The following is a 13,463-nucleotide window of genomic DNA, read 5'->3' as shown; positions in this document are numbered from 1 at the left end:
GGATCACTTCGATTCTAGTTTGGGTTTTTTTGCCTTGTAGATTTTGTATCCTGTATATGCAACAGAGCCGATAATCACCATAATGGTTCCATAAAGGATTGCATCAGGTATTCCGCCTCTTAGTGCAAGTCCTTCACCTTCATCATCATCTTCTCTTTCCCTTTCCTGTTCTCTTTCTTGCTGTCTTTCAGTATCTCCAAATCCTTTCTGGTTATCTTCATCATACTCGTCACCTTCATCGTCATCTGCAAACACTGTAGGAACGGTAGTAACTACTGAAAGTGTCAGAAGCAAAAATAAGCCAAGTGTGAGTACTTTCATTGCTTTCTCACCCTTGTGCTTTCATATTGCAGTAATGGTTCTTTTCTGGCTTGTGTCCATGCCAGTACAGAACCGATCACTACACCTACTTGGAGTACTTTGGATACGATTCCCAAGTGACCTATTCCTCCTGCACTCATTCCAAGTGCTGCTGCCATGTCAGTTCTTGTAACTGCATACAATGCAATTACTCCAATTATTCCTGCTATTGTTACGGCATATGGTATTGAGCTATTTGGTTTCTTTAACATCCATACTGCAACTGGAATGTAAGCAATTGCTACAATCAAGAAGAATGGACCTTTTATCATGTCTTGCTCTTCAAATAGCTCTTCTGATGTCTCTACAAAATAAACAGTAGAAGTTGCTATCATAAGACCAACAACAATTCCAATTATTGATTTTTTGTTCATGATACTATTACGTGAAAGTGAATTTAATGCGTATTTATCATTCTCATTTTTTGGGAACGGCTCGTCATTCTGAAAATTTTTGCCAAAGCCTTACAATCTTGTCTATTTCTTTTAAGATGATGGAATCCCTTTGCATATGTTATATTGAATTATTGAATATATTAAAAATTCTATTTTATCTTTGTAGATTCGTTTCTGCACTTATTGCATCTGATAAATTAAAAGGACTAGATTTCATTTCTTCTTCCCACTCCTCGCTGCCTTTGGTTTTATTACTATCTTCTTTTTTGAGGCTATCTGTGTTTCATCTATCTACATCATATGGAATGCAATATACTTTGAATTCAAAAAGATTGGACGATATCCAAAAAATTATTCAAATAGATTAATTGGATTGGGTTTCTTGGCTGGTTTTTAGATTCTTCTCAGAGCCATCAGGTAGAATCATTGTGGTGTAAATTGGAAATCGTTTTAATATAAAATACTCTGATACATTGCCAAAGATCTTTGTAATCTCTGTTCTTCCTACTTTTAGTTTGATTGCATCCTCAGATGTATTAAGATCAATTACACCGAAATCATAGCTGGCAGTCTTTGTGTCAAATATGTGATCACATGCCGTCAGGTGGCATATCTTCATTTCTAAATTGTACTTGCCTGCAATATCTGGAAGATAAAAAAATAATAAATTGGGAAAGGAATAGAATAAATTTATTTTTTAAAGATGATTCTGATCATAGATAAATCTCACTAGTTTATGAAAAATACATGGAAGATGAGCATACAAATTCTATTAAGATACAGTCGGGCATAATACAACTTGATGATTTTATTATTGATGACCCTAGAATAATCAGTTATCTTCTTGAATTAAAAAACAAAAATGAATTTAATTCCTCACAAATTCATGATAAACTAATTCGATTATTGCATTTGGGATGTATAGCAGACAATTCTACCACAGAAGATACTTTATTGAAATTTTCTCAACATATTCAAAATGATTGCATAGGGGTAATCGACATGACAAACTCTACAAAACTCTCAGCTGGATTGTCTGAGGATGCTCTTACGCAATTATATGAAGTTTTTTTGAATTTTATGGCAAAAATTGTTCGCAAGTATGATGGTGAGGTGATAAAAAACATAGGAGATGCTCTTATGTTTAGATTTTCAAACATTGATCCTAATGATTCTATAATGATGAAAAATATTTTAGAATGTGGTTTATCAATGATTGATTCTCATGATGAACTAGCAAAACAGCTCAAAGAAAAAAACTTGCCAGAATTGGATTACAAGATAAGTATGACTTATGGTTCTGTCAAAGTAGCACAAAGTACTACATCCAACATAGTTGATGTTTTTGGAAACACGGTTAACCGATGCTTTAAAATTAATGGGCTTTGTCCAAAAAATAGTCTAGTTGTTGGAATTAATTTGTATGAAATTTTAAAAGATTTTTCAGATTATGAGTTTATTCAATTTTGTTCTATTGAAATTAAACAAAAATATGGCTATGAAGTTTTTGAGGTCAAAAGACAAAATTAGATTTTTCTAGTTATCAATACTCAATTCTTATCTAAAGAAAGACAAATGTCCCATGGAGTAATTGGTTGTCCTTCATATATCACTAATGGTTGCGACATGTCATACATTATTTTTGAAATCTCAGAAAGACTCAAATCTTCAGAAACCACTTTGGCCTCATCAAGAGGTACGACATTTGCAGGAATGTCTAAAAAATTGTCAGTACCAACAAGATAGTCAAATTTTTCTATAGTTTCAATAATGAGTCTGTCATTGATGAATTGATTTGTGTCTTCAAACAATATTTTTCTATTTTTGTTTTCTAACATTAGTTTCATAACATTACCTAAGGTGGCATCTTTATCAAATGTAATTGCTTTCTTTTTGGGAATCTCAGATATGTGAAATTCAGAATTACTGTTAATTCCTATTTCTAACATTTTTTTTACAGAAATTGCTGCATAATCTTCATGTCCCATATCGATAAAGGCAATTGCTCTACCTACTTCCTTCCAAAGTGAAATTAATTTATTGACTGTCGTATCTGCTGTAACCACATTAAGTCTATGATCGGTAACATCGTCTACCTGTTTCATCTCAAAAAAATCAGAGGAGGGATTTTTGTATACTCCTCGAATTATTTCTTTTCCACCAATAATTCCTATTGGTTTAGTATTATCACGAACCACTATTGAATCTGTAAATGTCTCTAAATACTGAACTAACATTCCAGCTGCAACTTTGATTTTAGCATTTTTTCTAATATTTACACAAGGAATGGATGTTAATGAGGTTTGTAAAAGCTCACTTAGCGGGCTATTAGAAATAGTTGAACTAGATTTGGTCAAGGCTTATGGTTCAATTATGTGATTAATATATCTGAAGGATGTACAAAATCACTATTTAACATTGACGCATCTTTTAAAAAATTAAATTACAAGTAAAAGTCGTGCAAAATTTTAACAATAAACATCCTCTTAAAAATAAAATTCAAGAATTGTTAAATTCATCTGGAACTGAAAAAATTGAATGTTTTCACAAAATGTTAAACTATACAATTCAAATTTTTGAATCTCAGGGGATTGGACGAGATTACTATGGTTTTCACAACATAGACCATGAATTAGAGGTCACATACATAACATTGCTTGCGGCATTATGGGAAAAAAAATTGCAAAAACTAGATCAGAAAGATATAGAGTATCTTTACACCGCAGCACTATTTCATGACTTTGATCCGCAAAAATCAGTTGACAGACCCCATGAGGAAAGCGTGATACAATTTATCTCCATGGACATAGAATTAAAAAAACTGATTAATGAAGCAGAACTTGATATCGAGATCATAAAGGCATTAATTTTGAGAACATCTTATCCATGGGCAGGAGAGTTCAAGGAAAAGCCCGAGATGCTGATGAAAGAGTGCTTTCAACGATCCAAAATTACAAAAGACGATCCTGAGAAACAATCACATTACGAAGAGTTGGGATGGTTTCTCTCCGTTGCTGACAGAATTGGAGGTTATGCAATGGGAGACTTTTCAAATGCAATGGAGAAAGCAAAAAAGAATGCACATGCATTTGCATGGCATCAATCCACAATCGCAAGAATGTCTGTAAACTTTTTTGAGACTTTGCTGAACAACGAATCCAAAATGTGCAGACGTGTTCTTCATGCATTACCAGAGAAGACAAGAAAAAACTTTATGGATACTGTTTTGTCCTTTATGAAACTCCGTCAAGATGAAATTCGAATCGAATCAAAATTTGAATATGAGAACCAGAAATTTCAGACAAGGGCAGAATCACTAGAAGAAAGAAATTCAGACGAATTCATAACTTCACTAACAGAAATTTACAATGAGCTGCCACAGCCATTACAACTACAAAAGTCAAGTTTTGCAAAATCCATTCTGAATCCAAATACTATCCTGACTACTCTCAGGCTAAATGATGACAGCAATACCATAATAGGATATGCAAAAGGAGGACCTCTTGAGGACTATCAGCTTTATGCTGGAATAAAAGATGAGAACTATGGAAAGAAAAATACAATATTTTTAGAACCAATTGCAATGAGGGTTGGGTACTGGGGACTTGGAGGTGGTACCAGACTTAGAAAAGTATTCTCTCTTTTGGCAAACTCAAAAAGATATAGATACTTGACAAGCTTTGCTCTTCGCGATCTGATTCAGAAAAGAATGGGTTCTGAAAACGTAGAGTTTGTTGCAATGCTTGATCCTGAACATTGGGATTATTACCGAGTTGATCTTTTAGGTGGGATTGTTTAATTTGAAATAAAGTGTAGAATCATTTTTAGACATATAAAAATAAAATAATTAAACTCAAGGATTAGAATCACCTCCTCATTATCTCTAAATGACATATCATCAATTGTTTTTTCAGTTTTAATTTCATCAAAGAAACATTCATCAGAACCATGAGCAAATTCTGGATATTTCATTTCTTTTTTACACTTATGACAAAACTCTCCCATGAAATTAATATTTTGTAATAAATCGTCTCACTCAAGTTCTGTTTCCAAATTTTCTATCTGTCCATAAGAATTACCGATAAACAGGGTGGTAGAAAAAGATGATACAATTATTGTTATTGCACTTAGTTGACTCGCTTGATCCTAGATATATGCAATATTTAACTTCAAATTATTACGACATTAATGATAAGGTATTTTTTAAAAATAATATCATGATTTTTTAAACATTCACACTTCCACATGGATGGTCATTAGAATAATTGGGAGGGATTTATGTCTGAACTAATAGATAGATCTGAATGTTTTTCAGGGTTTAGTGAATAGCAGACTTTTACTTCAAATTCAACTACGTTAGCTTCTTTCTCTGACAGTAATTTGACTTTAGGAGATGGATTTGATTTCAATGTTTTTTTGATTATAGACTCTTTAATTTCTGATTTTATGGGCTCATCAGTGATAAATCTTACAACTCCTCTGAACTGATACCCTTCCAATTCGTCCTTGTTAAAGACAGAAACCGTTACCCACGGATTTATCTGAAAATTTCTGTATGATTTATGTTTGAAAAAATCAAGCCAGTAAATTGCATCCTCGTCAACTGTAAAGAAAATTCTTGGAGATACATTGGGAAATTTGTTTCCGCTCACAGTTCCTACAGCAAAAATTCCTTGATTCTCGATGAACTCTTTGATTTTATCGGGAATTTTTACCATGATCTAAGTATGGTTGATTTGTATTAAAGGCGTTATTTGAACTCCAAATTTGATATTGTAATTTATTTTTTTATCAAAAGAAAATAATCTCAAAAAAACAGAAATGAAGATATGCTTGTTGTGTTTGGAGCAAAAGAAGATTTTAAACTAAGCATGCTTTTCAGAAGTGGCAACGTATGTGATTATGGTGCAGATAGTAATGAGTAAAAATTCCAAAAATAATGATTATCTCTTAAAATCACTCAAACATAGTCAAACACAAGTCTAAGGTTAGTACTATGTTTCATCAGTATCTTTTTTGTCCGGTTTGATTCTCTTATCAAATAACAAACATGCAGTAAGATCCCCTCCCACATTTACCATTGTTCTTGTCATGTCTAAGATTCTATCTACTCCTAATAAAAGAACTATTCCAATAACGGGTACACCTGCAGCTAAGAGAATAGACGATAAAATTACTATACCTGCACCTGGAGCAGATGGTGCACCAATGGATGCCATAAGCGCAGTAACTGCAATTAGAATAATTGTCGTTGTCCCCAATTCGATACTGAAAAGCTGGGCAAGAAAAAACACTGCCACTATTTGGTATAGTGCAGTACCGTTCATGTTGATTGTCGCACCAAGGGGGATGACAAATTGGGAAACTGCGGGCTTTACTTTCATTTTTTCTTCGGCAGTTTTTATGGAAACAGGCATTACAGCAGCCGAACTTGAAGTCGAAAATGCAAGAAGCAGTGGATCTTTCATCATTTTTAATGTAGATATTATTGGTCTGTTAGCAAATACTTTGATAATTATGATGTAAACTAACATCATTATGAAAAGACCAATAACCACTGTTCCCATATATGCACCAAGGCCCACAAGGGCATCAAGGCCTACTTTAGATACAATATCTGCCATCAAACCAAATGCTGCAAAAGGTGCCAATCGCATGGCCCATGAAACTACCTTCATGGTAATTTCTTGTACTGATTCCAACAGATCAGTTATTGGCTCAGATTTTTTTTCAGGTAATGAGATCAATGCGACTGCAACAAATAACGCAAAAATAATTATGCTTAGCATTTCTCCAGACATAAAAGACGTCAAAGGATTACTTGGAATAATTCCGATGATATGTTCTGGAATGTCAAGAAAATTAAATTCTACATTTTCTACAAGTTGCTCTGTCCCATCAATTTCCAGGCTTGCTAGTATTGATTCACTATCTACAAAATTTCCGGGCATTATGGTGGTGGCTACAAAAACACCTATGCCTAATGCAATAACTGTAGTTACAATAAAATATATCGCAACAGATATTCCCATGGTTCGAAGTTGCTCTACACTGCCAGATGACAAAAGACCTCTAATTATTGAAGCAAAAATTAGAGGGATTATTATCATCTGGATAATTTTGAGAAACAAATGAGCAGGAATGGAAAGCCAAGTAGTGATGATTCCACTAGTATCTTTCTCCACAATTCCTGTTTCAGGCCCTAGAAAAACTCCCAACAATAACCCTAAAAATAATCCAACAAGAACCTGTGCCCATAATTTTTTTTTAATTAGATAAGTTACCTGAGGAGTAATGGATTTGAATGATTGTATCACCATAACTTATTGACTTCAATTTTCACCCATTAAAAACATACAACACAAATATCAAATAAAATGCTGATGAAGAGGAGGATAGTCCTTCAAATTTGGTAGAAAAATTAGTTGTACTGCAGCATTATGATCATCTAGACTCATCTAATCTTTTTTAGGAAAAAATCTAATCCTAATGAGATAAAACGTGCTAAGAACTATTTCTACAATCATGACTACTATCATAAATGATGCTATTTCGATTACAAAGGAAGGCATTTCAGCTAATCTAGATAAAATGTCAGACAATGTGAAAAATTGAGGATTAAATAACAATATTCCTAGTAATGCAAATGGGAGTAATTTTGCAATATCTTTTGACAAGTCTTCACTATAATACGCAGACATTCTAATTGCAATAATCAATCCACTTGAAACAAGAAAAATTGTTGCAGTGGACATATTTTGTACAAGCATAAACATGAATAACGAATAGCCGATAAACCAGAGAAATATCACAAATGGAAAAATAAAGAAATTTGTTGCTATAAAAGCTGCAATTCTAGGTGCAGCAGAGATTCTTTTACCAGTTGATTTTAGTGTGCCTGTAGCAATTTTTTTTTCTAAATTAATGGAGAAGATGTCCCGCCTTGATAAAAATCGGTAAAAGTGATAAACAAAAATTGCATAGATTACCATGCCTATCGAAAATCTGACAAGATCGTAGATTGAAGAGGTTGCAGCAATTTTTTGAATTAATTCATTAAAATAATCTAATACGAGTATCCCCGAATCTTGAGGTTGTGAAAAAATATTATTTATGATATTTTTTTTAGAATTTTTTCATTTATTTCAGATTCAATTTTTTTAACATCTGAAACTAACTCGTTATCTGTATTTTGATACGCTTGAAAATCATTTTGATTGTTGTTATCTTGAATTAAAGAATATCCTAATGACAATATAGCAATAAGAGATGCAATAAAGAAAAAATAATACTTTTTCATAGCATTACTACATGAACAAAGATTTCAATCTCTTTTATGATGACAATGTACGTAATTGTCATATTTTTTTATCTCTGTTTTATCACAATGAAAAACTATTCTGACTTGTACCCTGTTCGCTTGGAATCACGGAGTACACGTTTATCTTAAATATTCTTCAGACAGAATACAACCAATAACTGATATTGTTTATTTTACGACTAAAACCGGAATTTTTATTTTATGCATGACATAGTTTGATGTACTACCAAGAAATGTTTCTTTGGCTCCACCAATACCTCTAGCACCGATTACAACCATGTCAAATTTCCCTTTTTGTGCCATTTTAGATATTTCTTTACCTATGTGTCCTCCTCCAGTTTTATACTTAAATTCGATACCTGATTTTTGAACTTTCTTCATAGCAGGACCTATTGCTTTTACAGCCTTTTTTTGTGCATCGTCTTTCATTTTCTGCGTATATTTTATTCCCGCAACAAGAGGTAAGTGAAATACATAGAATCCTGTTATTTCTGCATTAGTTCCTTTAGCAATATCTATTGCTCTATCTAATCCTCTTACAGAATTACTGGAACCATCTAAAGGTACAAGTATTTTGTTTATTTTTGCCATGAACATAAAAGAATTCTATTCATTATAAAAAACAATGATGATTTTCTTTTATGGTAATCAAATGTAAGAAATAGAGTTTTACCAAATTAGGGATAGAAATGTACGCCAATATGTATAAAATTTCATAGATTAGATTTTTAGAACTAGTTTAATTGGAATTTCTGTACACCACAACAACATAATATTCTCGTTACAATCTGAATACTAGACATAATGGAATTCAAAAAAAAAAAACAACTAAAGACCTAATTGAGTGCCAAAAATTTTTACAAGATCATCTTCATTACTCATAGAAAAGACAACAATGAGATCTGTAGCTGAAATCAATCCTACCAATTTACCATCTTCCATTACGGGAAGTTTGTGAATGTTTTTTTCGATCATAAGATTTGCAGCATTAATTACTGAAATGTCAGAATTCACACTCACTATTGAGGAAGTCATGATGTCTTTTATTTGTGTGTCTTTATTATTGTCAAAAACCAATACACTGGTAACAAGATCTTTTTCTGTAACTAATCCAACTAGTTCATTATTTTGCATGACCATCAAAGAAGTAATATTTTTTTCATAAAAAATCTTGGCAGCATCTTCAACAGTATTTAATGGAGATATAGTTGCAATATTTTTTATCATAAATACGCTAACGGGAATCTTTGATTTACTCATGAGTGTTATTCACGTGTGTTGAATATAAGATATACAAGTTTAAGATTATTTTTGCTCTCCCGCAGGAATTAATGCTTGAATTAAAACTCAAGACTGCTAAAATGTGAAAAATTATTTTGGTTTGTTATTTATGTAAATAGCTTTTAGAATGTCAGTTTTAGAAACTACGCCACCTAATTTACCATTTATTCTTACCCCAACACCATTGATTTTATTTTGAATCATTTCTTCACAAGCTACGGTAAGATCTTCGTCAAAATCCACAGATTCAAAAGTTTTAGTCATAACGTCTTTTGCTTGTATAGTGTTTCCAAATCCTGAATCAGAAAGGAATCCTTTTCTTGTAAAAACTACAGATATTGCAGGATCAGAACTATCTAAAACAGAATCAGTATTGCCTTGTTCTAATGCAACATGAAACAAATCACGAAATGTCAGGATTCCTTGAGGTTCACCATTTTCATTTTTTATAAAAATTCTAGATATTTTTTTATCAATTAGTTCAGATACTACATGTCTAAGAGTTGCATCATGGTTCATAGAGATGTAAGATATCGTCATAACATCTCCAACTGTATTTGTTTTAGAGTATTTTTTGATATAATATTGAGCAATGTCAGTTTTGGTAATGATTCCAATCAGCCCATTACTATTTGAGGTAACTCCCAAAGAACCAATTTGTTTTTCAAGCATTATTTCTATACAATTCTCAACAGACATGGATTCATCCACAGAAGTAAGCATGTGCATAATTTGAGATGCAGGGATTTCATCCAGATACTTGTCTGAATCATCTTCAAGTAAGAATAATCCGATGTCTTTTTCTGTAATTATCCCTACAGAAGTACCATCTTCAGTCACAATCAATCTACTGATTTTGTTTTTCAATAATTCTGAAATTACATGACTTAGAGAAGAGGTTTTTTCAATTGTAATTGGTTTTTGTGAAATGGACATTATATCAGACAATCTAGTTCTCCAAATTATTTGATCAGATATACAGGGATTTTAGATTTTTGAAGTATATGGTTGGATACACTACCTATCATATCTTCAGTTGCAGATCCAGAACCGGTTGTACTCATTACAATGTGATCAAACTTTCCTGTTTTTGCAGTATGTAATGTAACATGTCCTGGAGAACCTCTTAGAATTTTCGTTGTAAATTTTACATTCTTGTTTCCTACACGTTTTGTTGCTTTTTTTAGAACGATTTTTGCATCATCGACTAATTGTTTATCAAATGCCTTTGTTCTTGGTCCTCCATCAACAACATGAGGAATTACATGAATACCAGTTACGTGACCATGTGTAAATCCTGCAAGAATTACTGCTCGATCTAGGGCTTCAAAGGACTTTTTTGAACCGTCTATTGGGACTAAAATTTTGTTAAGATCCATATAGAAAAAACATAAAATCATCCATATTAAGAGTAAAATTGATTCTCAATGAAGGAATTGATCATTTGGAATATTTGTGTCATGACACCCACTGACTACTATTCCTTTAGATTTAGCCCTCCCAGTATTGAACACTTGTTGTTAGCATTCAAACCATCTATTGTTTTTTCATCTTTCCGTGCTAAAAATTGTCTAAAATGAGAACCTGTGACTTAACATTAGTGTATTTTTTTTCTTAGGGGAATAAAATTGGTCAACCATAACTTTTCAAGGGTGGCAAAAAAATTACCCTTAAGTATTTTGTATTGAAACTCTGAGAATATTGCACCTATACTATGGCGAATCTTGTAAATAATAGAATTTCCACCTCTTATGCATGAAATTATGAGCCCATCTGTCGGCTGATTGAAAGGTTGTTTGCTGGAGACATGAATCTCGTATACGAATTTAAAAATATTGCACATAAGGTTGGTCCAGGACAGATTCTAAAAATAATACAAGTCATAACACTTGACGCACAGATAGATGTGTCTGGATCCATTCAAGCCGTAGAAGTTCCTACAACTGAAAATCCTGTAACATACACCGGTGCATAGAGGCTCATCAAGACCCGTATTTTATATATACTAAACAAAACTTTGTCGTGTTGAAAAATATGAAGTCTGTAAATTTTGTTGTTTTGGGTAAACAGGATCTTGCATCTGAATTTGGAAAAAAGGGAACTGTGACTGATCTTTCACTTTATGACCGAAAAGAGTCTGATATTATCAAAACATGGGTTACTCCTAGTGGATTCCCAGATAAAATTCAGCCACTATTTCAGGCAATTAATTTGGCAGAATATGTTATATTTTATGTAGATAAATTAGATAAATTTACTGGTGAACAAATCATTGCACTTGATTCATTGAAAAAAGAAAAAGGGCTCCTCTCTCATACATTTGATGTTGATGAGTCAAAACTGGATTTGATGATAAAAGGAACAGTTGTTGAAAAATATCTCAAAATTGAACCTGATAAAATCAAAGAAGAGATGGATAAACTTGAACCCCTAACAAACAATGATCCTCCCGAAATGGTAATTGATCATTGTTTTGATGTTAAAGGAGTTGGTACTGTGATCTTAGGTAAGGTTACAAATGGAAAAATAAAACAATATGACAATCTGAAATTATATCCTGCAGGAATTGATGTATTGGTCAAATCCATTCAAATGCATGATGATCCTGTTGGAGAATCTGTATGCCCTGCAAGAGTAGGTCTTGCAGTTAAAGGTGCAAAACCAGATGAAGTTGGACGTGGAGATATAATTACTAAAGAGGGAGTAGTTGATGTTATGACCGAAGTTGAACTTGATTTTCAAAAGAACCCCTTCTACAAAAATAATATTACTGAAAATCAAGGATGCCTGGTAAACATTGGTTTGCAAATCAAAGCTGCAAAATTTTCATCCATTTCTCCTCTGAAACTTTCATTTGAAAAGCCTGTCGTATGCAAAAAGGGTCAAATTGCTGTGGTTTTGAAACCTGAATCCACCACCATCAGGATTATGGGAAGCGGGTCAATCAAGTAAGACTGATATTAAAATGCGTAACACCGCAAAATAATTTGTAATCAAGCACAATTCAATCCGATTACAGGAGTTTTGCTATATGGTTTTTCAAAGCATTCATGTCTGGATTTGCTCCTCGTTTGTTGTATTCATTAACCTCACCCCAACTGGTGCCGCTTTGTAGCAGCTTTGGTTCAATAGCAGTGTACTTTTGCAATTACCACAGCTTCGTGTATTGCATAGACCACATAATACGTCATGATGGTAGAAGTGCTCAGTTCAACTCATAGGCAGACTTTTTCGTACCCTAATCTTTGATTTGAATCTAGAATATAGGATTGATTGCAAGGAGAACGCTAGAGCATAACTAATAACAATTGTATCCCTGAAAAGGTATTGTTGGCAGCAAAATCAACTCCTGATGAAATAAGGAAACGTTTTGATAACGACGTCCAGAGATTTTCCAACCTAGAGACAGGTCAAAAGGCTGTAATTGATTCGTCTTTACAGATGGATTTGATTGCATCATCTGCATTCTATGTAAACAGAGACGCAAAAAAGATCCTAGATATTGGATGTGGTGCAGGTAATTACACCATAAAGACATTGCAAAAGATTCCAAACCTTGATTGCACACTTTTGGATCTTAGTCTTCCCATGCTAGAGCAGGCCAAAAAAAGAATCAGTGTCTTGACTCGTGGAGAGGTGAGAACCATTCAAGGCGACATTAGAAGTGTAGACATTACGAGTGGAACATATGATATCGTGATAGCTGCCGTTGTCCTTCATCACCTCAGAGAATATGACGAGTGGAGAAGTGTCTTTGAGAAAATATACAAGTCACTTGTTATAGGAGGGGGTCCTTTTGGATACTGATCTCATATCTCATGAAGATGAGCGTATCCAGAAGATGAGCATGGACCGATATAGGGATTATCTAGAAAGAGTTGGTGGAGTGTCCTACAAGAATGATGTGCTCCAGTATGTGGAAAAGGAAGATACCCCAAGATCAATGACATTTCAAATAAAAGTCATGAGGGATGTTGGTTTTAAAAAAATAGAAATACTTCACAAAAATTCTGTCTTTGGTTCATTTGGAGCCATAAAATAGTACTACTACAGATACATCTTGCTTTACAGAGATCTTAGATGATTTTGATCTACTAGATTAATGA

At 33.2% G+C, this 13,463-nt stretch carries 19 protein-coding genes; 6 read left to right on the top strand and 13 right to left on the bottom strand.

Annotation, left to right across the window (positions count from 1 at the left end; genetic code table 11):
* Positions 1 to 3 precede the first annotated feature (3 nt).
* The 3 genes from OEM44_01385 to OEM44_01375 all read right to left on the bottom strand — a co-directional run bounded on the left by OEM44_01385 (position 4) and on the right by OEM44_01375 (position 1,374).
* Entirely contained in the window at positions 4 to 321 is a 318-nt protein-coding gene (locus OEM44_01385; protein MDH3515454.1) for a hypothetical protein, read from the bottom strand.
* Complete coding sequence (locus tag OEM44_01380) at positions 318 to 734, bottom strand: hypothetical protein (GenBank protein ID MDH3515453.1); 417 nt, start codon at positions 732 to 734, stop codon at positions 318 to 320. Before OEM44_01380 ends, OEM44_01385 begins: the two co-directional genes overlap by 4 nt.
* A gap of 385 nt (positions 735 to 1,119) precedes the next feature.
* Positions 1,120 to 1,374: a hypothetical protein gene (locus OEM44_01375; protein ID MDH3515452.1), complete on the bottom strand. Its 255-nt coding sequence runs from the start codon at positions 1,372 to 1,374 to the stop codon at positions 1,120 to 1,122.
* A gap of 128 nt (positions 1,375 to 1,502) precedes the next feature.
* Between OEM44_01375 and OEM44_01370 the strand changes: the two genes are divergently transcribed.
* Entirely contained in the window at positions 1,503 to 2,285 is a 783-nt protein-coding gene (locus OEM44_01370; GenBank protein ID MDH3515451.1) for an adenylate/guanylate cyclase domain-containing protein, read from the top strand.
* A gap of 20 nt (positions 2,286 to 2,305) precedes the next feature.
* On the opposite strand, the gene OEM44_01365 is transcribed toward OEM44_01370, so the two are convergent.
* Entirely contained in the window at positions 2,306 to 3,112 is an 807-nt protein-coding gene (locus tag OEM44_01365) for a CBS domain-containing protein (GenBank protein MDH3515450.1), read from the bottom strand.
* 101 nt (positions 3,113 to 3,213) lie between these two features.
* Between OEM44_01365 and OEM44_01360 the strand changes: the two genes are divergently transcribed.
* Positions 3,214 to 4,554, top strand: a complete 1,341-nt coding sequence (locus OEM44_01360; protein MDH3515449.1) for an HD domain-containing protein — start codon at positions 3,214 to 3,216, stop codon at positions 4,552 to 4,554.
* Here OEM44_01360 and OEM44_01355 read toward each other — a convergent pair.
* From OEM44_01355 to OEM44_01315, 9 genes are all read right to left on the bottom strand, one after another.
* The gene (locus tag OEM44_01355; GenBank protein ID MDH3515448.1) at positions 4,551 to 4,727 is read right to left on the bottom strand and encodes a hypothetical protein; all 177 of its coding nucleotides are present in this window, start codon (positions 4,725 to 4,727) and stop codon (positions 4,551 to 4,553) included. The genes OEM44_01360 and OEM44_01355 overlap by 4 nt on opposite strands.
* A gap of 284 nt (positions 4,728 to 5,011) precedes the next feature.
* Complete coding sequence (locus tag OEM44_01350; GenBank protein MDH3515447.1) at positions 5,012 to 5,473, bottom strand: pyridoxamine 5'-phosphate oxidase family protein; 462 nt, start codon at positions 5,471 to 5,473, stop codon at positions 5,012 to 5,014.
* A gap of 276 nt (positions 5,474 to 5,749) precedes the next feature.
* Positions 5,750 to 7,075 (bottom strand): dicarboxylate/amino acid:cation symporter, encoded by a 1,326-nt coding sequence (locus tag OEM44_01345; GenBank protein ID MDH3515446.1) that lies wholly within the window; start codon positions 7,073 to 7,075, stop codon positions 5,750 to 5,752.
* 138 nt (positions 7,076 to 7,213) lie between these two features.
* Positions 7,214 to 7,747 (bottom strand): hypothetical protein, encoded by a 534-nt coding sequence (locus OEM44_01340; protein ID MDH3515445.1) that lies wholly within the window; start codon positions 7,745 to 7,747, stop codon positions 7,214 to 7,216.
* A gap of 119 nt (positions 7,748 to 7,866) precedes the next feature.
* The gene (locus OEM44_01335) at positions 7,867 to 8,055 is read right to left on the bottom strand and encodes a hypothetical protein (GenBank protein MDH3515444.1); all 189 of its coding nucleotides are present in this window, start codon (positions 8,053 to 8,055) and stop codon (positions 7,867 to 7,869) included.
* Positions 8,056 to 8,244: 189 nt separating this feature from the next.
* On the bottom strand, positions 8,245 to 8,667 hold the full coding sequence (locus OEM44_01330; GenBank protein MDH3515443.1) for a universal stress protein: 423 nt from the start codon (positions 8,665 to 8,667) through the stop codon (positions 8,245 to 8,247).
* A gap of 237 nt (positions 8,668 to 8,904) precedes the next feature.
* The gene (locus tag OEM44_01325) at positions 8,905 to 9,336 is read right to left on the bottom strand and encodes a CBS domain-containing protein (GenBank protein MDH3515442.1); all 432 of its coding nucleotides are present in this window, start codon (positions 9,334 to 9,336) and stop codon (positions 8,905 to 8,907) included.
* Positions 9,337 to 9,447: 111 nt separating this feature from the next.
* Positions 9,448 to 10,305: a CBS domain-containing protein gene (locus tag OEM44_01320; GenBank protein ID MDH3515441.1), complete on the bottom strand. Its 858-nt coding sequence runs from the start codon at positions 10,303 to 10,305 to the stop codon at positions 9,448 to 9,450.
* A gap of 14 nt (positions 10,306 to 10,319) precedes the next feature.
* On the bottom strand, positions 10,320 to 10,736 hold the full coding sequence (locus tag OEM44_01315; GenBank protein MDH3515440.1) for a universal stress protein: 417 nt from the start codon (positions 10,734 to 10,736) through the stop codon (positions 10,320 to 10,322).
* Positions 10,737 to 11,164: 428 nt separating this feature from the next.
* On the opposite strand from OEM44_01315, the gene OEM44_01310 reads away from it, so the two are divergent.
* From OEM44_01310 to OEM44_01295, 4 genes are all read left to right on the top strand, one after another.
* Positions 11,165 to 11,332: a hypothetical protein gene (locus OEM44_01310; protein MDH3515439.1), complete on the top strand. Its 168-nt coding sequence runs from the start codon at positions 11,165 to 11,167 to the stop codon at positions 11,330 to 11,332.
* A gap of 59 nt (positions 11,333 to 11,391) precedes the next feature.
* Positions 11,392 to 12,309, top strand: coding sequence for an EF-Tu/IF-2/RF-3 family GTPase (locus OEM44_01305; GenBank protein ID MDH3515438.1), 918 nt, complete (start codon positions 11,392 to 11,394; stop codon positions 12,307 to 12,309).
* A gap of 378 nt (positions 12,310 to 12,687) precedes the next feature.
* Positions 12,688 to 13,164: a class I SAM-dependent methyltransferase gene (locus tag OEM44_01300; protein ID MDH3515437.1), complete on the top strand. Its 477-nt coding sequence runs from the start codon at positions 12,688 to 12,690 to the stop codon at positions 13,162 to 13,164.
* Positions 13,154 to 13,399 carry a hypothetical protein gene (locus tag OEM44_01295; GenBank protein MDH3515436.1) on the top strand — a complete coding sequence of 82 codons (246 nt, stop codon included), beginning with the start codon at positions 13,154 to 13,156 and terminating at the stop codon, positions 13,397 to 13,399. The genes OEM44_01300 and OEM44_01295 overlap by 11 nt, the downstream gene beginning before the upstream one ends.
* Positions 13,400 to 13,463 lie beyond the last annotated feature (64 nt).

The organism is Nitrosopumilus sp., from assembly GCA_029862745.1.
Classification (GTDB): Archaea; Thermoproteota; Nitrososphaeria; order Nitrososphaerales; family Nitrosopumilaceae; genus Nitrosopumilus.
This window is presented reverse-complemented; position numbering and strand designations above follow the sequence as displayed.